The sequence below is a fragment of the Bacteroides muris (ex Fokt et al. 2023) genome (genome assembly GCF_024704895.1).
Lineage (GTDB): Bacteria > Bacteroidota > Bacteroidia > Bacteroidales > Bacteroidaceae > Bacteroides > Bacteroides muris.
This window is the reverse complement of record NZ_JAMZEE010000001.1, coordinates 201,302-222,071: the sequence shown is the minus strand read 5'-3', so window position 1 is coordinate 222,071 and position 20,770 is coordinate 201,302. Positions and strand designations below refer to the sequence as shown.

General features: G+C 43.7%; 22 protein-coding genes. 11 read left to right on the top strand and 11 right to left on the bottom strand.

Features of this window, described 5'->3' with window-relative positions:
• Genes M1B78_RS00745 through M1B78_RS00725 form a run of 5 tightly spaced genes read right to left on the bottom strand, consistent with a single transcriptional unit; the run spans window position 1 to window position 5,408 of the window.
• Window positions 1–1,284: a glycosyltransferase gene (locus M1B78_RS00745; protein WP_257931079.1), complete on the bottom strand. Its 1,284-nt coding sequence runs from the start codon at window positions 1,282–1,284 to the stop codon at window positions 1–3.
• Window positions 1,284–2,228: a glycosyltransferase family 2 protein gene (locus tag M1B78_RS00740; protein ID WP_257939619.1), complete on the bottom strand. Its 945-nt coding sequence runs from the start codon at window positions 2,226–2,228 to the stop codon at window positions 1,284–1,286. Before M1B78_RS00740 ends, M1B78_RS00745 begins: the two co-directional genes overlap by 1 nt.
• Window positions 2,225–3,301: a glycosyltransferase WbsX family protein gene (locus M1B78_RS00735; RefSeq protein ID WP_009037394.1), complete on the bottom strand. Its 1,077-nt coding sequence runs from the start codon at window positions 3,299–3,301 to the stop codon at window positions 2,225–2,227. The genes M1B78_RS00740 and M1B78_RS00735 overlap by 4 nt, the downstream gene beginning before the upstream one ends.
• 19 nt (window positions 3,302–3,320) lie before the next feature.
• On the bottom strand, window positions 3,321–4,331 hold the full coding sequence (locus M1B78_RS00730; protein ID WP_117713659.1) for a glycosyltransferase family 2 protein: 1,011 nt from the start codon (window positions 4,329–4,331) through the stop codon (window positions 3,321–3,323).
• 12 nt (window positions 4,332–4,343) lie between these two features.
• Window positions 4,344–5,408 carry a CDP-glycerol glycerophosphotransferase family protein gene (locus tag M1B78_RS00725; RefSeq protein WP_257939618.1) on the bottom strand — a complete coding sequence of 355 codons (1,065 nt, stop codon included), beginning with the start codon at window positions 5,406–5,408 and terminating at the stop codon, window positions 4,344–4,346.
• Between the two features lie 261 nt (window positions 5,409–5,669).
• Between M1B78_RS00725 and M1B78_RS00720 the strand changes: the two genes are divergently transcribed.
• The 5 genes from M1B78_RS00720 (at window position 5,670) to M1B78_RS00700 (ending at window position 11,267) form a co-directional block, all read left to right on the top strand.
• Window positions 5,670–7,463, top strand: a complete 1,794-nt coding sequence (locus tag M1B78_RS00720) for an LTA synthase family protein (RefSeq protein WP_257939617.1) — start codon at window positions 5,670–5,672, stop codon at window positions 7,461–7,463.
• Window positions 7,464–7,839: 376 nt separating this feature from the next.
• A complete protein-coding gene (locus M1B78_RS00715; RefSeq protein WP_136008668.1) occupies window positions 7,840–8,445 on the top strand; it encodes a DUF4254 domain-containing protein in 606 nt (201 codons plus the stop codon).
• Window positions 8,442–9,482 (top strand): glycosyltransferase family 9 protein, encoded by a 1,041-nt coding sequence (locus M1B78_RS00710; protein WP_136008669.1) that lies wholly within the window; start codon window positions 8,442–8,444, stop codon window positions 9,480–9,482. The genes M1B78_RS00715 and M1B78_RS00710 overlap by 4 nt, the downstream gene beginning before the upstream one ends.
• Window positions 9,479–10,519, top strand: a complete 1,041-nt coding sequence (locus M1B78_RS00705; protein WP_257939616.1) for a galactofuranosyltransferase — start codon at window positions 9,479–9,481, stop codon at window positions 10,517–10,519. Before M1B78_RS00710 ends, M1B78_RS00705 begins: the two co-directional genes overlap by 4 nt.
• A gap of 7 nt (window positions 10,520–10,526) precedes the next feature.
• A complete protein-coding gene (locus M1B78_RS00700; protein ID WP_257932277.1) occupies window positions 10,527–11,267 on the top strand; it encodes a lipopolysaccharide kinase InaA family protein in 741 nt (246 codons plus the stop codon).
• A gap of 24 nt (window positions 11,268–11,291) precedes the next feature.
• Here the strand turns inward: M1B78_RS00700 and M1B78_RS00695 are convergent, their stop codons facing one another.
• The 3 genes from M1B78_RS00695 to M1B78_RS00685 are packed head-to-tail and all read right to left on the bottom strand — an operon-like array spanning window position 11,292 to window position 13,716.
• Window positions 11,292–12,110 carry a LicD family protein gene (locus M1B78_RS00695; protein ID WP_257939615.1) on the bottom strand — a complete coding sequence of 273 codons (819 nt, stop codon included), beginning with the start codon at window positions 12,108–12,110 and terminating at the stop codon, window positions 11,292–11,294.
• A gap of 28 nt (window positions 12,111–12,138) precedes the next feature.
• The gene (locus tag M1B78_RS00690) at window positions 12,139–12,546 is read right to left on the bottom strand and encodes an adenylyltransferase/cytidyltransferase family protein (protein ID WP_257932275.1); all 408 of its coding nucleotides are present in this window, start codon (window positions 12,544–12,546) and stop codon (window positions 12,139–12,141) included.
• 27 nt (window positions 12,547–12,573) lie between these two features.
• Entirely contained in the window at window positions 12,574–13,716 is a 1,143-nt protein-coding gene (locus M1B78_RS00685; RefSeq protein ID WP_257939614.1) for a glycosyltransferase family 4 protein, read from the bottom strand.
• Window positions 13,717–14,151: 435 nt separating this feature from the next.
• Here M1B78_RS00685 and M1B78_RS00680 point away from each other — a divergent pair, with 435 nt between their 5' ends.
• Window positions 14,152–14,709, top strand: coding sequence for an FkbM family methyltransferase (locus M1B78_RS00680; RefSeq protein WP_257939613.1), 558 nt, complete (start codon window positions 14,152–14,154; stop codon window positions 14,707–14,709).
• A gap of 69 nt (window positions 14,710–14,778) precedes the next feature.
• Here the strand turns inward: M1B78_RS00680 and M1B78_RS00675 are convergent, their stop codons facing one another.
• A complete protein-coding gene (locus M1B78_RS00675; RefSeq protein WP_257939612.1) occupies window positions 14,779–15,429 on the bottom strand; it encodes a hypothetical protein in 651 nt (216 codons plus the stop codon).
• Window positions 15,371–15,583, bottom strand: a complete 213-nt coding sequence (locus M1B78_RS00670; RefSeq protein ID WP_257939611.1) for a hypothetical protein — start codon at window positions 15,581–15,583, stop codon at window positions 15,371–15,373. The genes M1B78_RS00675 and M1B78_RS00670 overlap by 59 nt, the downstream gene beginning before the upstream one ends.
• 553 nt (window positions 15,584–16,136) lie before the next feature.
• Between M1B78_RS00670 and M1B78_RS00665 the strand changes: the two genes are divergently transcribed.
• Window positions 16,137–16,352: a hypothetical protein gene (locus tag M1B78_RS00665; RefSeq protein ID WP_117866436.1), complete on the top strand. Its 216-nt coding sequence runs from the start codon at window positions 16,137–16,139 to the stop codon at window positions 16,350–16,352.
• A 46-nt stretch (window positions 16,353–16,398) separates the two neighbouring features.
• Window positions 16,399–17,442 carry a 4-phosphoerythronate dehydrogenase PdxB gene (gene pdxB, locus M1B78_RS00660; RefSeq protein ID WP_257939610.1) on the top strand — a complete coding sequence of 348 codons (1,044 nt, stop codon included), beginning with the start codon at window positions 16,399–16,401 and terminating at the stop codon, window positions 17,440–17,442.
• Between the two features lie 97 nt (window positions 17,443–17,539).
• On the opposite strand, the gene purN is transcribed toward pdxB, so the two are convergent.
• The gene (gene purN / locus M1B78_RS00655) at window positions 17,540–18,103 is read right to left on the bottom strand and encodes a phosphoribosylglycinamide formyltransferase (protein WP_257939609.1); all 564 of its coding nucleotides are present in this window, start codon (window positions 18,101–18,103) and stop codon (window positions 17,540–17,542) included.
• Between the two features lie 149 nt (window positions 18,104–18,252).
• On the opposite strand from purN, the gene M1B78_RS00650 reads away from it, so the two are divergent.
• From M1B78_RS00650 to rnc, 3 genes are read left to right on the top strand one after another with little or no spacing between them, the layout of a single operon-like run.
• The gene (locus M1B78_RS00650) at window positions 18,253–18,489 is read left to right on the top strand and encodes an acyl carrier protein (protein WP_004291965.1); all 237 of its coding nucleotides are present in this window, start codon (window positions 18,253–18,255) and stop codon (window positions 18,487–18,489) included.
• Between the two features lie 21 nt (window positions 18,490–18,510).
• Window positions 18,511–19,776: a beta-ketoacyl-ACP synthase II gene (gene fabF / locus M1B78_RS00645; protein ID WP_257939608.1), complete on the top strand. Its 1,266-nt coding sequence runs from the start codon at window positions 18,511–18,513 to the stop codon at window positions 19,774–19,776.
• Window positions 19,777–19,783: 7 nt separating this feature from the next.
• Window positions 19,784–20,626 carry a ribonuclease III gene (gene rnc, locus M1B78_RS00640; RefSeq protein WP_246866850.1) on the top strand — a complete coding sequence of 281 codons (843 nt, stop codon included), beginning with the start codon at window positions 19,784–19,786 and terminating at the stop codon, window positions 20,624–20,626.
• The last annotated feature ends 144 nt before the right edge of the window (window positions 20,627–20,770 follow it).

The window sequence follows — 20,770 nt, the reverse complement described above, 5'->3', positions numbered from 1 at the left end:
TTAGTTTGTATTATTTTGCAATATCTCATCATAAACAGCCAATCTTCTCTCCAACATTTCCTGAGGATTATAAAGTTCACGCAAACGCTTCAATGCTTGCGTCGCCAGCCTGATTTGCAATTTTTTATCCGCTTCCAAACGAATGACTGCTGCTGCAAAATCAGTTGCGCTATCAGCAATCAAACACTCTTCATTGTGACGTAGGTCAATTCCCTCAACTCCTTTTGTCGTAGTTACAAAAGAAGCCATAGAGGAAACCGCATCCAATATTTTCATCCTCATACCACTACCAATACGAATTGGCACCAGAACGATGCTCCCATTCAAGTATTCCCGCAAATCCTCCACATAACCCACTAACTCCATTTCCGGACATACTGCCTGAAGACTTTTCACGTAACGGCTCTTCCATGTCCCAATCACTTGAAAAACAAATTTAAAACCCTGAACACGTAAGCAAGGGGCTACTTCATGACAAAACCAATCTACTGCATCCTGGTTCGGGTAATGATTTTCACTTCCAACAAATGTCAGACGAACAGAGGCTGGCTTCACAATTCTGTCATAAGCAGACTCTATCTGTACCACTGCCGGAGAAACATGAATATTGCATTCTTGTCCAACCAAGTCTGCCAACAATAAACGGTCAATATCCGTCAATGCAATTACATGCTTATATTGACGTAAAGCGGCTTTCTCCATATCCTTAGCAATGCCATAGAGCATCTTGTCTTCATCTGTTACATGAGTAAGGCATTCCATTTCATTTTCATTACGTATATACCTCAGTTCATGATGCACAAACACTGTTTGTACATCTTTAGGCAATAGATACCCCAATGTTATCAATGGATAGAACTCAACCTGAATAATATCAAATCCACGACGTGAGATGTCAGACACAAACTCTACGTATGCCTTGGGAAAAGGTTTAAAACAAGAATTCTTCAACGTCATATTCTTATACGGACGCTCTTGCTGAAAAGAATACAGTTGCCGTTGCATCTTACGGGAAATGGATTCAGACATCTTTTTTAACCAACGGTAATATCGGGGGCAACGAGTCTTAGGTTCTGCATCTTCTTCCCTAAAAAGATAGAAATCAACATTTGTCCACAAAGCCCTTAAACTTTCGACATCATTCATCTCCTTATTTTCCGGAGAAAGCAACAAAGACACAGACATTTTGTGCCGGATATATTCCACCATATTGAAAAAGGCCTGATTACCTCCAGCAGTCAACGGATAAGGCACACAAGGAAGTATAAAAAGAATTTTCTTCATTATTTCTTTCGATTTCTAAGTTTCAACTTACACATGCGGAATGCCACACTTAATGATACAGAAGGGCAAATATACCATAAACTACGACAAATACCCATAAGATCATGTAATTTATAACGATCTTGCAAACTATAATGCAATATTGTATGGGCATATTTCTTTATCGCATGCTGTAGTTTTCTATCTTGAAGTCTGTCCGAGTAAAAAACTGAAACCCATTTTATAAATTGCCTTGTAGCTGCTATCTTCTCTTCATCATAATTGAAGGAACAACTTATATTCTCGCCCATCACATTTCGCCAACAAACCGGTTTACCAGGCAAAGGAATCATTCCACCTGCATTTTCACCTATGCTTGTCCACGTTGCATCGTCTGAACACCACGCCAATGGAAACTTCACAAAACCGCCTATCCGTTCATATATATCACGAGTAAAAACATATTCACAAGCAGCCGAATAAATTCTTCCTTCCAATTTATCCAACAAAAACTGATAGCCCGAAACCGGATATTCCTGCAATGAAGGATTTTTATGTATTATCTTGCCATTTTCATCTATCACAGCAAGGGGAAAACGGAACATCCCATGCCTCGTACCATAGCATTCTAATGCTTTTATAATACGCTCCACCCCGTCCTGCGGCATCAAATCATCATCTGAAAAGAACCAAATAACCGGTTCTTTTGCAAGTGCTATACAACGGTCCCAATGCCCCGGCAAATCCACTCCACCCAGATTAGTATCAAAACGTCGATAGACAATATTCATTTTATCCGCATAATCAGAAACAATTTCCTTCAGATTCTGAGGACTTGCATCATCACCTATGTAAACAGTAAAACTCCGACAAGTCTGTACGACAATAGAATCCAATGTTTGCCGGAGGAAGCGGCACTTATATGCCGGTATAACAATTGCTATCTTTTCTTCCATAGAAATCATCCCTCTACAACATTCTTTTTTATCACTTCCAGATAACGTTTTCCATAATGTAAATCCGGTTCCAGATAGTTCCCTTCAGCCCACTCATTCCATGATTTTACAAATGCAAGCCGATGGTCTAAAGGCTTATTCTCAATGCGCTTTATCGCTTCTTTCAGATGTCGGGCAAAATAAGAAGGTTCAGCGTGATTCAAGACCAACGATTTACCACGGGAACGTGGAGAATGATCCCAGTTAGGAATAATGGTAGGTATAATATTCTCTTCATATTCTTCATCACCCACAAAGAAAGAACTGGCCTTCTTATACTCCACAACCTTAGGAATACGAAATATTTTATGTTTCCATTTCGCATATTTATAAGTCAGAGCAGCTTTCTTCTCAAAGTCAAACAAGCGTACAACATTAATAGCATCAAACCCCATTTTCATAAGTCTCTCTTTTTCTTCTTTCAAATGATAGGTTTGTCCTATGAAATAAACCCCCTTCAAGCCATTCTGCACAGCTAAAGTACGCCAGAGTTCAATGAACTCTTTCATCTCCGGATGATCCAAAGGATGATAAACCATAAACAACGGTTTCCCATCCACTGTAATATAACGATGGTCTTTAAAAGCAGGTAATACCTCGTGGAAATGAGCTATATAATCTTGCTCTCCCGGATAAAGCTGATTTATCAAAGTATCTTTGCTCTTTATGCCGTGATAAAAGCCCCTCCATGACTCATTAGCCCAAGCCAGACAAAAAGGAAAATCCGGTTCATCAGAAGACAATACTTCATTAAACGGGCGCTCTAAGAGTCTCTTTCCATTTCCAAACCAATAATGCCAGTAACAAAAGCCTTCGATACCATATTCTTTTGCCATGTCAGCTTGCGCCTTACGTGTTTCCGGCACTCGCAAATCATAATATCCCAAATCTGCCGGTACCTTAGGCTGATAATGTCCTGGAAACAATGGACGTGCCTTTCCTACATTAGTCCATTCCGTAAAACCTTTCATCCACCATCTGTCGTTTTCTGGTATTGGATGAAATTGAGGTAGATAAAAAGCTATAACCCTTGCTTTATTCATTATTGAGATTCAATTAAAGTTATAATGTTTGGAATTTATACCGTTTAGATTTGAAGAATGTCCTCACTAAACGGTAAATACATCTATAAACCTTTAGATGACAATACATCATACGGCGCTTAAATATATGCATAACACCCAATTGCGGCCACGACACATTATCAAACTCCTGCATTCTGGCTAATACATCATTGATAACATCATCTATCAAAGAAGATTGAGGAAGCATCATCAAATGGTCAATCAAATGAATTCCCCGTTCATGTACACAATAAGGAGCTTTATCCCATATTTCTTTTTCTCGCACAAATTTCACTTGTTCATAGACAGTTTGAAAGAGCAGATATTCCTTTTCGTAATTGTACAATTTACCTTGAGTAGTACTTCCTTCACGTTTCAAATAATGATATTTAGGACAGTCTTGCATAACGACTTTCTGCGTTTTATAAAATATCTGATAAGAAACTGCAATATCTTCAAAAACTCTATTTACCGGAAAATATATTCCAGCAAATAATTGACGCTTATACAACTTATCCCACATATAATTTCTTATACGCTTATCTTCTACCAATGTTCGGATAGCTTCTTCACGAGAAAAGCTGGAGAATTGCCCAGAAGAGTGCTTCACTCTGGTCTTTACGGCAGTTTCTATATAATGCGAGCAAATGGATATATCCGCCCCATTCGCTTTCAGTAAGTGATACAAGAATTCGTACATATCCGGTTCAATCCAGTCGTCGCTATCCACGAAACCAAGGAATTCACCTTGAGCTACAGCCAAACCTCTATTCCTGGCTGCACTCTGACCTGCATTCGTCTGGTGAATAACCTTTATCCGCCCATCCCTTTGGGCAAATAAATCACAAAGCTCTCCCGAACCATCGGAAGAGCCGTCGTCAATCAATATTATTTCCAGATTCTTATAAGTCTGCCCGCAAATAGATTGCAGGCATTTCTCCAAGTAATTCTTTACATTATAGACCGGTACAATAATACTTATCAGAGGTAGTGTCTCAGTGTTCTCCATAAGCTATGACAATTACCACAACCGCAAAGTGGCCATCAACGGATAGCCCACCCGCCATCGCAATTTAAACTTACGCACCAGATTCCAGGGCTTGGTTCTGGTCTTACCTTGAAAATACCAGATGTAGTTGTTTACGGCATCCAGTACCCGTGAAGAGGACTCACCGTCCAGATGGGCTTCATGCTTGTGCACATAAGCACGCATCCGTTCCATCAGTTCCGCCGGACGGGAAATGGCCTTTTCTATCGCTCCCTCTACAGCATCCGTGTCAGTGACATTCAGCAAATGAGCTCCCGGCATGGTGTTGCAATAGGTCACAACCGGTTTGTCCAACATCATTGCCTCAACAATCACAGACGAAGCATCGGATAACAACACATCCGCACTGTTCAGCAGCTTGGCATCAACAAGTCCACTCTCGTGGAAAGTAATATTGGGGCAGGAAGCGGCCAGTTCCTTGTATTTCTTGAGGACTTCCATATCCGAGAATTTCGGATGGAACGAAATAATCCAATCCCAGTTCTTCTCGCGTACCAGTCTCTTGATGGTATCAAACAGATGAGGGGCGGAAGTAATATTTTTTGTAAACGTGGAGGAGTAGAAGACTACCGGACGTGCATTATGAGGAATATGCGCACGTTCCTTCACGAAAGTATCCGCCTTGCACCAGCCCGTCTCGTATACCTTGAAGAAGCCGTATTTCCTCTCAAGTTCCTTGAAAGGAAGAGTGCTCGTTTCTCCTTGCGTGCAATAGACATCAAACCATCCGCGAACAGAAAAATGGTCATCCTTTTCATCGCCACGCTTATTGATGGGGTAGCCATGGAAAAGGGAAACTTTCACTCCCGGAAAGAAATCATAAATATAGTTGCCCGGCGCAAACACGGCAATAGGCTGATAATCCATCACTTCCTGAACAGTTTGAAGCCACCTCTCATCCTTGGCCAACAGCACTGGGCAGTCTGGCTCGATAAACCATGCAACATCATCCCCTCTACGCCTGATTTCGTCTTGAAGCGGGCGAAGTATAGGATAGGAATAGGCTACCGAAACGAAAAATAAATAATGCTTCTTCATACACTCAAAATATCACGGCAACAACACAATCGTCACCTCAAATTACCAATAGAACAATAAAGTCCAGCCCTTAGTTTGTTACAATTCTGTTTTCTTTGCTTTAAACGTCTGCAAAGTAAATACAAGAATTCTGCATATACTGCATCAATCCGGGAAAAAAAATGACTTTTATCAACTTTTCTCCAAAAGTTGCTGTTTATGAAGCTTTTTCTTCTCTAAAATATCTATCTTTGCACCCCAATATTTTAAAAATACTATTTTATGAAAAGAAATCTTTTTCATTGCTCCGACAGTCAACAAGGGGCAACAGATAAAGTGACTCTTTTGTTCGGAATCACCATTTTTTTCAAATTCCTGCTATTCGATTTCATCTGGAGCATACCCACCACATTCGCTTCATTCTCTACCATCGAATTTTATGCAACCAAAATAATAGCCACCCTCGTACTTCTCGTCCCCTATAAGTTCTTCCGGCTCTGGAAAACAGAGATAGTCATCATGCTTTTGCTGGATATACTTCTGATTGTCAACCTGATGTATTTCCGCACCTACTATACTGCCATCCCACTTAACAGCTATGGACTTTCCGGAAACCTCGCCGATTTCACCGGAAGCGTTTACGACTCCTTCCGCTGGTACGACATCTTCTTCCCTCTATCTACCATTGCCGGTATCCCCCTTTATTGGCATTACAAAAGAAATACCGCCGGAAGAACATCATACAAGTATTACGGAGGAGCTTTGGGAATCGGTATTCTGCTGTTTGCCATCACCACCCTGGCCAAAGGAGGATTCAAGGAAGCATACAACACCGTCCGCCAGAAAGCCTATCTGTGTGCAAGCACCACTTCCATGTATACCGTCTTCGGAAGCCTATGCTATGACCTCATCAACCAGAAGCAGGAGGCCACCCCACAGATACAGCAAGAGATAAAGGAGTGGCTGAGCCAGAAACCCGGACATCACCCTTTGGCCGGACGTATCGGAATCCGCAACAACTGCATCGTCATTCTGGCAGAATCTTTGGAAAGCTGGGTACTCGAAAGGGAAGTGGAAAGGCAAGAGATTACTCCATATCTCAACAAACTGCTGCAAGACTCCACCACCTTATACGCTCCCCGCGTGCTGACGCAAGTGAAAGGAGGGCGTTCCATTGATGCACAGCTGTTGCTTTGCGCCGGCATGCTGCCTATCAACAGCGGCACATACAGCAGCCAATATCCGGACCACACCTACGGAACCCTGCAAAAAGCCATGCATCAGCAGAAGAACTCGCGCAACTACCTCCTGACCATTGATAAAGTATCGACCTGGAACCAGGGCGTGATAGCCTACAGCTTCGGGACTGACACCATCATTGCTTATCATGACTTTGAACTGGCAGAAGCCTTCGGCACGCACAAACGTACCGGAGACGGCTCCTTCCTGGCGCAATGCCGCCAAAAAATAGAGAAGGGGGAAATCTGGAAGAAGGGGGAGAATGTTTACATGCAGCTGGTGACCTACTCCGGCCATGCTCCCTTCAAATTGCCCGAAGAATTGAAAGAGATTCATTTCTCTCCGGCCATTCCACAGAAAATGAACGACTACATGACCACTGCACGCTATACGGACAAGGCGATAGGAAAATTCGTGGAGTACCTGAAAACACTCCCGCAATACGACGAGACCCTTATCGTCATCACCGGCGACCACGAAGGACTGGCTGCCTACCGCGAAGAACTGTGCAACGCACCCGGTGGCAAGGGCATCGTATCCGACAAGACATTCACCCCTTTCATCATAGTAAACTCTCCGATAGGCATGCGTTATGATAAAGTGATGGGACAAATCGATATGTACCCCACCTTACTGAACCTGCTCCAACTGGATGATTACTACTGGAGCGGATTGGGACAAAGCATCCTCGACCCATGCAAGAAAGGATTCGCCATCAGCCCCCAAATGGAGGTGGTAGGTGAAGAGCCCACCCCGGCGGAAGCCGAGTTCGCCCAAAAAGCATACGATATTTCCGACCGGATGATTCGCTTCGATTACCTCTCCCAGCCAAAGTAGAAAAACTCCGGCAACGCGCTGTCAAGAAGACGGGGCAGCACGGCTCTTTCATTTAAAGGAGTTATGTTGCGCAAGGTTTATCCTCAGCTTACGGACATGTATCCCAAGCCTTGGTCTTTCTATCCCAAGGTTTGGGATAGAAAGACCAAAGCTGGAAAAACCTCTTCCTCTTTATATCTTCCAACTTTATCCTTTACACTTCGGATGTTTTTCATTAATGATTGAAACGGGAATAGCTAAAGTTCCCGATAACTACTACAAATGAAAGAGCCGTGCGGGGACAACACAAAAAGCCCAACAATAATTGGATATATAGGAAAGTTTGCTTAGCTTTGTCATTCAATAAATCATAGTTTATCATTTAATCTTTGAAGTTATGAGCTTTACAACACTTAGCAATCGTATATTTACAGAGTCTATTCTTGACTATCACAAGGAAGACCATGTGGACACTCCTATTCAAAATCCTTACGAGCTGAGAAGCATTGAGTACTATCTGTATCTGAAGAACTGGATAGATACCGTACAGTGGCATCTGGAAGACATCATCCGCGACCCGAATATCGAGCCTTCAGAAGCTTTGAAGATTAAAAGAAGAATAGACAAGTCCAACCAAGACCGCACGGATCTGGTGGAACTGATAGACAGCTATTTTCTGGACAAATACAAGAGTATCCAAGTAAAACCGGACGCTACCATCAATACCGAAAGCCCGGCATGGGCCATCGACCGACTTTCCATCCTGGCATTGAAAATACATCACATGCGCCAGGAAGTGGAGCGTACGGAGACTACCGCCGAACATCATGCGCAGTGCGAAGCCAAACTGAACATTCTGCTGGAGCAACGGCATGATTTATCTACCGCCATCGACCAACTGATTGCAGACATTGAAGCCGGAAGCAAATACATGAAGGTCTACAAACAGATGAAGATGTACAATGACCCAAGTTTGAATCCGGTTCTTTACGGCAGGAAATGAAACTCTTGGTTATCAGATTTTCGGCATTAGGCGATGTGGCGATGACAGTACCGGTCATTGACTCCTTGGCCCGACAATATCCGGAACTGGATATCACAGTCCTAAGCAGACCGTTCATGCAACCTTTGTTTGCCGAAGCACCGTCTAACGTGCACTTTCGGGGAGTTGACGTAAACCGATATAAAGGACTGGGAGGGTTGTTTCGACTGTTCCGCGAACTGAAAAAAGAGAGGCATTATGATGCCGTGGCCGACCTTCATGACGTGCTGCGCACCCAAATATTACGGATGCTTTTCATTTTTTCGGGAGCAAAAATAGCACACATCGACAAAGGCCGTAAGGAAAAAAGAAAACTGGTGAAACCAAAGCACAAGGAGCTGAGACAACTTCCTTCCTCCTTTATCCGTTATGAAGAAGTACTCGACAAATTGGGCTATCCCATAGAACCGACTTTCTGTTCCATCTACAGCGAAGGAAAAGGTGCCATTTCCCTGTTCCAATCCGTCACCGGAATGCCCGACGACAAACATTGGATAGGGATTGCCCCTTTCGCAGCACATCGGGGAAAGACTTTGCCCGACACCACCATTGCCCGACTGATAGAGGAAGCTTCATCTCACAAAGACTGGAGAATATTCCTGTTCGGAGGAGGAAAAACCGAAACGGAAAAATTAGAGCTATGGAGTAAAGCATACAACAATGTGCTGTCATTGGCAGGAAAACTGAAACTGGACGAAGAGCTAGCCTTGATGAGCCATTTGAAAGTAATGGTATCTATGGACTCGGCCAACATGCACTTGGCTTCGCTGACTGCCACTCCCGTGATTTCCATCTGGGGAGCGACGCATCCTTTTGCCGGATTTATGGGATGGGGACAAACCGCCGGAAATGCGATACAAACAGAAGACTTACCCTGCCGCCCTTGTTCCATTTTCGGCAACAAGCCTTGCCTCAGAGACGACTATGCCTGCTTAACGCAGATAAAAGTCCAAAGTATCATACAAAAAGTAGAATCAGTAATCAGCAAAAAACCATGATATGTTATTTGTCTCGTAACTACAAAGGAGTCTCCAGTTCCGGCTACAAAGCCAAAACGGATATGGAAGATTTAATGGCGGGATGGGGATTCAGAAACATCGGACTCAAACGTACTTTCTCTCCCCACGTCATCGTATCATTTGTACTGACACTTTCTGGAGTATTGAAAGCATTAGTTTGTTTAAGAAAAGGAGACATACTCTTCCTGCAATATCCCCTAAAGAAGTATTTCAGCTTCATCTGCAACGTCGCCCATTTCAAAGGCTGCAAGATAGTGATACTCATACACGACTTGGGTTCTTTCCGTCGCAAAAAGCTCTCAGTTTCCCAAGAAATAAAGAGACTGGAACATGCCGACTATATCATCGCGACCAATCCCGCCATGCAGCAATGGATAAAGGACCGACATTGCCAGATACCTGTCGGCCATCTGGGAGTATGGGATTATTTATCGGTAGCGCGGCCGGACGCACACAAGGAGTTGCCATCCCCCCCCTACCAGATTGTATATGCCGGAGCACTCAGCCGACGAAAAAATGCCTTCCTTTACTCATGGGGAGAAAAGATAGAAGGATATTCCGTAAACTTGTATGGCAGCGGATTCTTTCTGGAAGAGGCAAAAGGCAGGGAGCATTTTCGCATAAAAGGGTTCGTACAGTCCGACACGCTAATCGAATCCGTAGAAGGGGATTTCGGCCTTGTATGGGACGGAGATTCCGTAGAAACCTGCTGTGGAGACTTCGGAGAGTACCTCCAGTTCAACACTCCGCACAAGACCTCACTATACATTCGTTGCGGACTGCCCGTCATTATCTGGGAGCGAGCTGCCTTGGCACCTTTCGTGCAAAGCAACCGCTTGGGATTATGTATCGGCAAACTGGAAGACCTGAACCGATTACTCCTTTCAATTACTGTCGAAGAATACCGCGAGATGAGAAACAATGTATTGAGAATGAGTGACAGGATATCCAAAGGATTCTATTTCAAACAAGCAGCGGAAAAGGCCATAGCTTTTCTGCAAACCACCAACCAATAATAACTGTATGCAGATTCTCATCCAGCCCAAATACCAATCGGCATTCGAATTTGTCTCCAATCTGCCGGAGAAATTCGGAACAGAAGGAGAAACCATATACGCCAGCCGCAATGTGGTCAAAAGATTCAAGAACGATGATAAAGAATGGATTGTAAAACGATACAAGACACCGAACCTCATCCAACGGCTGGCCTATACTTTCTGGCGGAAGAGCAAAGCAAAAAGAGCATTCTTATATGCCCAGAAGTTAGAGTCAATCGGGATAGACACTCCCGAAGGCATCGCATGCATTGAATGCAAAAAGTATCGGCTGTTCCATACCGGCTACTTCATCTCCGGCGTATGCCATTACCCGCCGCTCTATCCGCTACTGGTAAAAGAAGAAGCATTCGACAAGCGGGCGGCTTCTGTTCTGGCGGCTTTTTTCGTATCCATGCATCAAAAAGGATTCTTCCACGGAGACCCCAATCTGAGCAACATTCTTTATCACATTGATGAGGCGGGGAAGTATCACTTCACCGTCATCGATACCAACCGTTCCACCTTCAAGGCTTCCGCTTCACCCAAAGAATGTCTGGAGAACCTGAAGAGAATCACCCACAGGAGAGACTTGCTGCAATATATCACAGAGGAATATGCCTCCTTGCGTGGCTGGGATGTTGCACAAAGCACGAAGCAGGTAATGGATGCACTTGGTAAATTTGAAAAAAGGAAAAAAGCCAAACGCTTTTATAAGAAACTGTTCTGACCGTTGGCCAGACACGGAGGTAAGTCATTTCCTGTACTCCCGGTAAGGCAGATTCAAGTCCATAAAATGAAAGTTGTGCTGATGACGCTTGCCCTCAGGAGGGGGAGTCATATAATCACCGAACAACTGCGTCAGATAAGCATCGTTATCCCTCATGCCCATAACTGTTTTTCCTTCAAATTCTATAGGTGTAGGTTCCCCCAATACTTTCTCTTTATCAACCATACTGCCCAGTCCATCATTATGGTTAACAGCAGCTATGCGACTTGTACGCAAATCATAAAGCATCATGTGTTGCTTTATCTTCATCTGCAACCTCGGCAACGTATAGCATTTGCGCACCAGCAAGGGCAGCCAGCACGAAGGTCCGTGTCCGTGACGATAAGGGTTGCGAAAAAGGAAATAGAGCGCCTTCTTCAGGTATTTGTACTTAATGTCGTAAAACCGCTGCGCGAGTTTTCCTTCCGGTGCCCCGTCAATGGGAAACACATCCACATACACCCCGCCCAAATAATACAAATGGGGACGTTCTATCAACGTGGTACTTGCATCCTGCACCTTGCCAAAATGAAGCGGATATTCAGGGTCATTCTCAAAACAGACAAACTCGTACGGAGCAGGGAGCCATTCCCGGCTATGCGCAATCAGCTTCTCGTAATCTTCGCGGGGCATGCAGATGTCCATATCATCATCCCAGGGAATAAAGCCTTTCTCGCGTACGGCACCGATAAGAGAGCCGTCTACCAGATAATACTTAAGATTGTATTTACGGCACATCGCATCAATGGCCATCAGGATATCCAGCAGCCTAAGTTGCAGAGGTCTTATATCGTAATTCGCCATCTTTCTATCTTTATGTCTTTGATATTCATCACTTCATACATTTAATCAGGTCCTTCAATTCTGAAGAGGAGATTCCTTCCGTACGGGCCATGACAACCACTTCTTTGTCATTCTCGCCACAATAATCTACTACGCGCTGAAATCCCGCATGAGACTGGTCGGGGCCTTTGGCAAACAGGTCGAAATCCACTTCATCCACAATATCACCCACGTTTCGATAGACCACCACTTCATCTACATAGCGGATAGCACTAACCATATAGCATCGTTCTTCTGTTGAATATACCAGACTGGCATCCGGTTTAAATTGAAAGACACAGTCGGAGTCCTGCACGGCCACTATCAAATAGTCGCCAAGCGCCTTTGCCTTTCGGAACAGCTCTATGTGGCCAATGTGCAAAAGGTCGAAAACCCCTACTGTCAAAACTTTCTTCATACGATGGTTCTATATAATGATCAACACTCAACTCTCGCCCAGCACCCTCCGATAACACTCCATCGTCTCCCGCGCCATCTGCTCCTGCGTGAACCTCTGTGCCCACTTCAGCCCTTCTTCAATCATGATGGCACGTTCCGAAGGCTTCTGTGTACGGGTAATCGCCGCCGCCAATCCCTCTGTATCGTGAGGACTCACATACAATGAATGCTTTCCCCCCGCCTCTTCAAGACAAGAGCCGGTTGCCGCAACCACCGGAATGCCGGAATACAAAGCCTCAAGAATAGGAATGCCGAAGCCTTCGTAAACAGATGGGTATACAAAAGTCTCGGCCGACTGATAGATGGCAGGCAAATCGTCTGAAGGGATGCCGTGCAGAAAGTGTACCCGGTCCTGCAATCCGGCTTTTGCCATAAACTCTTTCAGCTGATGGATATAGGCCGTGGGTCTCCCTACCAGAACCAAATGCAGTTCATCGGGCAGATGTTCCAAGGCTTGCACGATGGCCAGTGTATTCTTACGTTCTTCGATGGTGCCCACCGACAAGACATAGCGTTCGGGCAACCGGTAGTTCCGCTTCACTTCCCTGCGTTTCTCTTCATCGGCACGGCAGGCATACAACGGGTTGCATCCCTGATAGATGACGGAAATCCGGTCGGCCGGAATCCCGTAATAATGCACGATATCACGCTTAGTACACTCGCTCACAGCGATAATATGGTCTGCATGCTTGCACGCATAGCGGCATTTATAGTTATATATCAAGCGGTCAATCAATGAAAAACAATGCGAAAGCCTCAGGAAAATAAGGTCGTGAACGGTTACCACGCTCTTCACCTCACGCACTTTGTGGATGGTCAAGGGAAGTTCATTACTCAGTCCGTGGAACAGCTGTATGTTGTCCCGTTTCAAAGTCCTGCGTATGCCTCCCACACGCCACAACGAAGTCATTCCTCTCCAGAGCCAATGAGACGGATAATGTACCGATACCGTTCCCCGGCTTTCGGCCACCATCGACGAAAGTTGCTGATTTTCACGATGCACCGGAGCATACAGCCAATACTCGTTTTCCGGAGCAAAGGCTGACAATGACTGCACCACATACCGACTGTAATTGCCCAATCCCGTAAAATTCTGCACAGCCCGTTTTCCGTCGTATCCTATTCTCATCTCTAAAAAGTTTCAGCTGCAAATGTACAAGATAATCCTCATATAGCAACTTATCAGCCTATTCTTTTTAATTAAAATGACAAATTTGCTCCGGAATAAATAATAAGATGGGAAATATCTGCCCATCTCCCGAAAAAAGGCGAACTTTACCACTTATAATCCAATTTATCCCTTCATTATGAATACATTAAAAAGCACTTTTAAGAAATTTATTTATGGAACAATACCTTATTGTTTTTGCAAACTCTTCCATGCAGACTCTCCCAACCTTAAATACTACCAATATATAAAGTCAAACGGCTACGCACGACATTTGTTTGAATTCAAAGAGGAATATGAACAAATGAGATTTCCCGTACAAGAAGATAAAGAAAAAAAATGCATTACGTCCTAAACAAGCAAGGACACCGTTTATACTTCAAAAAGAATATCCCAGTGGAAAAGATTGAAAAATGCTATCGTGTATTGACCATGGAGCAAGATTTACGTTCTCCACACCACTACCTTGACAGTATAGAGGAAGTAAAAGGGAAAACATTTGTCGATGTCGGAAGTGCAGAAGGATTTACTTCACTCGAAGTCATTGAAAAAGCTTCCCATATATACCTTTTTGAGCAAGATACATTATGGATAGAAGCATTAAATGCAACCTTTGAACCTTGGAAAGACAAAGTAAGTATCATACCCAAATATGTAAGTAATAATAATTCAGAACAAGAAATAACCCTTGATACTTTTTTTCAAGATAAAGATAAAAAACAGCTTTTTATTAAAATGGATATTGAAGGAGCTGAACGGTACGCCCTGCAAGGAAGCAAGAATTTGTTCGAAAATTGTAATTTACAGTTTGCCATTTGCACTTATCATGGAAATGACAACATCGTTGTCCCCAATATTTTAAGAGAATACGGTTGCAAATTCACAGAACAATTCGGTTTTTTTCGCCATCAATTGCGTAGCGTAGTTGCACGAGGAAGCAGCAAATCATTATAGTCTATTTTTCTCTAACCATTCAATTCTTTCAAAATTGAATGGTTAGAGAAAAAATACATTCAATTGTATTTAATAATATGATATTGTGAAAGAGCTTGTCAAATCATTGAATCCAAAACTACTAAAATAATCTCTTTCTGAATATGTTTTCTTCACGGTAACATCATCAAAAGTCAAAGTTTTTCCGGTAAAATCACCATCATAGAATGTAACTCTTACGCTCTTATATTGGCCCGACTGACACCCCATAGAATTAGTCATATGCACTTCTCCCCACATCTGACAAGAAGAGATATTATTATTAAATCCTATTCTAGTCATGTAAGCTTCATTAAATCCTGCAGGAGCAGGAGACTGATTTCCTTGTATACCATTTGAATAAAAATGTGTATACTTTCCACCTTTCTTACGCCCCTTAGCATGTTCCCAAAGTCGCAATTCAAAATTTCTTATATATGAGCCATCGGGAGCAAACTCCGCCCTTGTAAGAGGATACTGCCTTCTCAATTCATAGGCATAATCCAATTCTTCTTTAGAGTCATAGAATTCAACAGAAAAGTCCGGCTTTATTTCTATAGCTACATTAGGAATATTATTTAATTTATCAAAAATACTTCTGATGCTTTCATCCTTTATTTGAAACCCATCACCAAACACGCAATCAGAAACATAAGTTTCTCCCCTTATAAGTAAACTTAAGTACACCAATAACATTTTCATCTCCTAAATCATCTGATTCAGAAGTTACTTTTCCAGCAATCACATCATAATTAGCCAACTCAGCAAAGTTGTTTTCTAACAAGTCATTATCTTGATTGCAAGAGAACAACCATAGAGGAAGCATTACAAGCACAATAAATTCTTTCCTTTTCATAACATTTGATTTTAAGATATTAATAATATTTTGTAAATACAACCAATTTTATAAAACAAACAAAAGATATCATCCACATTTTTTAATAATGCATCAACAACTATTCCTGAATTTCAATAATCTAAAAATTCATTCACATAATTCCATCTTCAAGGAATTAGTAACCTCTATCCAGAGCCTCAATATGTCCGACACAAGTTATTTTCTGTGAGAATTGGTGGCAAACTTTTCTCTTTCGTAAACTTGTTAACTAAAATCTTATTAACTGACAAATTCAACAATGTACGAAACTTGAAATGAGAATCACTTGCCGTCTGTTACAAAAACCAAGTACGGAGTCGGACACATCCCCATTGCCCAATCCGTACTGGCTCATTGCTTTATCCTTCAAACACCTTATCTCCTTCCCGAAAACTACTTTATTCATCATCAGCCCACTGTTATGAACCAATTCAACCACACTAGTGAGCTGTTTAGTTCACTCAAGTGAACATCACGGCTCACTAACGTGGGCTGCTGAAGAATCCAAAAGTAAAACGAAAGAATGAAAAGGATGCAACAGAAGAAAGAAGGATGCGGAACAGAAGAAAACACGGGTGAGAGCAAAATTTACCCTCACCCTTTTCGATTGCTCTCACCCACCCCTGCAATGCCGATGAATAGGGAAGTTGAAGAAAAGAGTGAGAGCGGTGAGGGCAGAAATGCAAACTTAAAAACGGAAAGAGCCAAATTATTTTCCGGGCATTACTTAGCCACTTTGACGGATTAGTCGTATCTTCGCACGATGGAAAATCGTCGAAAAGAACAGCAGCATTATGAGAGTCATTGTTGACAACAAAATACCTTTCATTAAAGAAGCCATCGAACAGATAGCCGACAGCGTGGTTTACGCCCCCGGCAGAGACTTCACTCCGGAGTTGGTAAAAGATGCCGATGCACTGATTATACGTACCCGCACCCGCTGCAACAAGGAATTGCTGGAAGGCAGTAAAGTCCGCTTCATTGCCACCGCTACCATAGGCTTCGACCATATAGATACGGAATATTGCCGTGAAGCAGGCATCGCTTGGACCAACGCCCCCGGATGTAATTCTGCATCCGTAGCCCAATACGTGCAATCAGCTCTGCTGTTACTGCAACAGCTCAAAGGAGTACAACTGTCCGAATTGACATTAGGCATCATCGGCGTAGGCAATGTGGGTAGCAAAATAGCCCAAGTAGGGCAAGAACTAGGCATGCGTGTCCTGAAGAATGACCTGCCCCGGCAAGACAAGGAAGGAGAGGGCGATTTCAGTTCCTTGCAAGCACTCGCAGCAGAATGTGATATCCTCACCTTCCACGTACCTTTATATAAGGAAGGGCCATACAAGACATTACATCTGGCAGACCATACTTTCTTCCGGTCATTAAAACGCTGTCCCGTCATTATCAATACCTCACGTGGAGAGGTGATTGAAACCAATGCGCTCCTGAATGCCTTAGAAGACGGACTGATTTCCGATGCCATCATTGATGTATGGGAGAATGAGCCTGATATCAATCTTACCTTATTAAATAGAGTGTTCCTTGGAACTCCCCATATAGCCGGTTATTCAGCCGACGGAAAAGCCAATGCCACCCGTATGTCCCTGGATGCCCTTTGCCGTTTCTTTCACATCAAAGCCGACTACCGCATCGCTCCCCCCCAACCCCGGAACCCGATTATTACCGCCGGCAGCCCGGCAGAAGCATATCTGCAAATGTATGACCCGAGAAGGGACAGCGAAGCACTGAAAACACATCCCGAACAATTTGAAAAATTGCGGGGAGACTACCCGCTACGAAGAGAAAAAGAAGCTTACACTTATATCCCAAAGTAGCACATACATTTAGAGATGCAACCCGCTCTTACCATTACCGTACCACGCACTATGATTTTGCACCAACTTTAATGAATAAAGCGCTGGTAGACAGGTCTTACACCAACCCCTCTATCACCTTCGGATAGTATTCATACTCCAGCCGGTGGATGCGCTGCGCCAGCTCCTCCGGCGTATCGCCCGGCAGGACGGGACACTTCTGCTGGCAGATAATGCCACCTTCGTCATAATGCTCATTCGTATAATGGATGGTAATACCGCTTTCCTTTTCGCCGGAAGCAATCACCGCCTCGTGCACACGGTCGCCGTACATTCCCTTTCCACCGAACTTGGGCAACAGCGAAGGATGTATATTTATCATTTTATTGGGATAAGCATGCAGAATATTGTCCGGCACACGTGCCAGGAATCCTGCCAATACCACAAAATCAATTTCATACTCGCGAAGCGTCGACAAAACAAGCTCTCCACTTTCCCAATCGCTCTTGGCAAACCAGACACAAGGCACTCCCAAACGCTTTGCACGCTCTAAAACGAACGCATTCTGCCGGTTAGTCAGAACCAGAGCCACACGTGCCGAACCTTTTTCCCGGAAATAACGGATAATATTCTCGGCATTCGTACCACTTCCCGACGCTAAAACCGCGATATTTCTTCTCATAACCCCTCCAAATGCTGCACAAAACCGTGAAAAATGTGCAAAAAGATGTATTTAATTCATCAAATATTTGCGCGGAATGATAAATATTCATTCCTTTGCACCGCAAATTTAAAGAAATAAAACTAATTATTAATTAAAAACTTAAAGTTATGTCTGAAATTGCATCAAGAGTGAAAGCGATTATTGTCGATAAATTGGGCGTAGAAGAATCAGAAGTTACTAACGAAGCTAGCTTCACCAACGATCTGGGAGCTGATTCTCTTGACACTGTAGAACTTATCATGGAATTCGAAAAAGAATTCGGTATCTCTATCCCCGACGACCAGGCTGAAAAGATTGGTACTGTAGGTGATGCTGTATCTTATATCGAAGAACACGCTAAGTAATCTTATCCATTCGTTTATAACATGGAATTAAAAAGAGTTGTAGTAACAGGTCTTGGCGCCATTACTCCCATTGGCAACAGCGTTCCCGAATTCTGGGAAAACCTTGTGAATGGGGTTAGTGGAGCAGGACCTATTACTCATTTCGATGCATCACTTTTCAAGACTCAGTTTGCATGCGAAGTGAAAGGCTTCGATGCTACCAAATATATGGACCGCAAAGAGGCCCGCAAGATGGACTTGTATACACAATATGCCATTGCAGTAGCCAAAGAAGCGGTAGGTGACTCTGGGCTTGACGTCGAAAATGAGGATTTAAACAGAATCGGTGTCATCTTCGGCGCCGGTATCGGTGGTATCCGTACATTCGAAGAAGAAGCAGGCAACTATGCCTTGAACGGCAAGGAAATGGGTCCCAAGTTCAATCCGTTCTTCATCCCCAAGATGATTTCGGACATTGCTGCCGGACAGATTTCCATCATGTACGGTTTCCATGGTCCCAACTACGCGACTTGTTCTGCATGCGCCACTTCTACAAATGCCATTGCCGATGCATTCAACCTCATCCGTCTGGGTAAGGCCAATGCCATCGTCACCGGTGGTTCGGAAGCAGCCATCGCTGCTTGCGGTGTAGGCGGTTTCAACGCCATGCATGCATTGTCAACCCGCAACGATTCTCCCGAAACCGCATCCCGCCCGTTCAGCGCAAGTCGCGACGGATTCATCATGGGTGAAGGTGGTGGTTGCCTTGTTCTCGAGGAACTGGAACACGCCAAGGCACGCGGTGCCAAAATCTATACGGAAGTTGCCGGCGTAGGAATGTCTGCCGACGCTCATCACCTGACAGCCTCTCATCCCGAAGGTTTGGGAGCCAAATTAGTGATGCGCAATGCATTGGAAGATGCAGAAATGAAACCCGAAGAGGTAGATTATATCAATGTTCATGGTACATCTACTCCTGTAGGTGATATCTCGGAAGCAAAAGCAATCAAAGAGGTATTCGGACAACATGCGTATGAGTTGAACATCAGTTCGACAAAATCCATGACCGGTCACTTGCTGGGCGCTGCCGGCGCAATAGAATCCATTGCAAGCATCCTCGCCATCAAGAATGGCATTGTTCCTCCGACTATCAACCACGAAGAGGGTGATAATGACGAAAACATCGACTATGACCTGAACTTTACGTTCAACAAAGCACAAAAGCGCGAAGTGAACGTAGCCTTATCCAATACTTTTGGATTCGGTGGTCATAATGCGTGTGTCATATTTAAGAAATACGCAGAATAATAAAGTCGTGTTACGTAACCAAATAGACAAAATAAGGCTCTTGTTCCGCAAGGATAGAGAGTCTTATTTTTGTTTCTACAGAATTCTCGGCTTCTTCCCACGTGACATCAAGGTTTACCAGCAGGCTTTGCTGCATAAATCCATCTCCCTGCGTTCCGAAAAAGGACGCCCTGTTAATAACGAACGGCTTGAATTTTTGGGAGATGCCATCCTCGACGCTATTGTAGGAGACATTGTATACTGCCACTTTGAAGGACGCCGCGAGGGTTTCCTTACCAACACCCGCTCTAAAATTGTACAGCGCGAAACGCTCAACAAACTGGCCGTGGAAATCGGACTGGACAAACTGGTGAAATACTCTACCCGCTCCTCATCCCACAACAGTTACATGTACGGCAATGCATTCGAAGCCTTCATCGGCGCCATTTATCTGGACCAGGGCTACGACCGTTGCAAGCAGTTCATGGAAAAGAAGATTTTCCAAAACTACATCGACCTCGACAAGATGTCTCGCAAAGAGGTCAACTTCAAGTCAAAACTCATCGAATGGAGCCAGAAAAACAAAATGGAGGTGTCATTCGAGCTTATCGAGCAATTTATTGACGAAGAGCACAATCCTATGTTCCACACCGAAGTCCGCATCGAAGGGCTCTCGGCAGGTACTGGTACAGGCTATTCCAAAAAAGAGTCACAACAGAATGCCGCACAGATAGCATTGAAGAAACTCAAAGAAGACGAGGCTTTCAAGGAGGAGATTCTGACTGCAAAGGAACGGAACCATACGGTGGAGAACACAACATCGCCTACTACAGAATCAGAAGATACTTCCGAATTACCTACGCACGAATAAAAAACGATTTGCGAAAACAAAAGACAGATCAGCCTAAACAGTGTTATTTTTTTAAAAAAAAATATCATTGTTTGTATATTACATGTATTCTCCGTATATTGTAAGCAGATCATTAAGACATCAAATATTAACTTTAAATCCGAA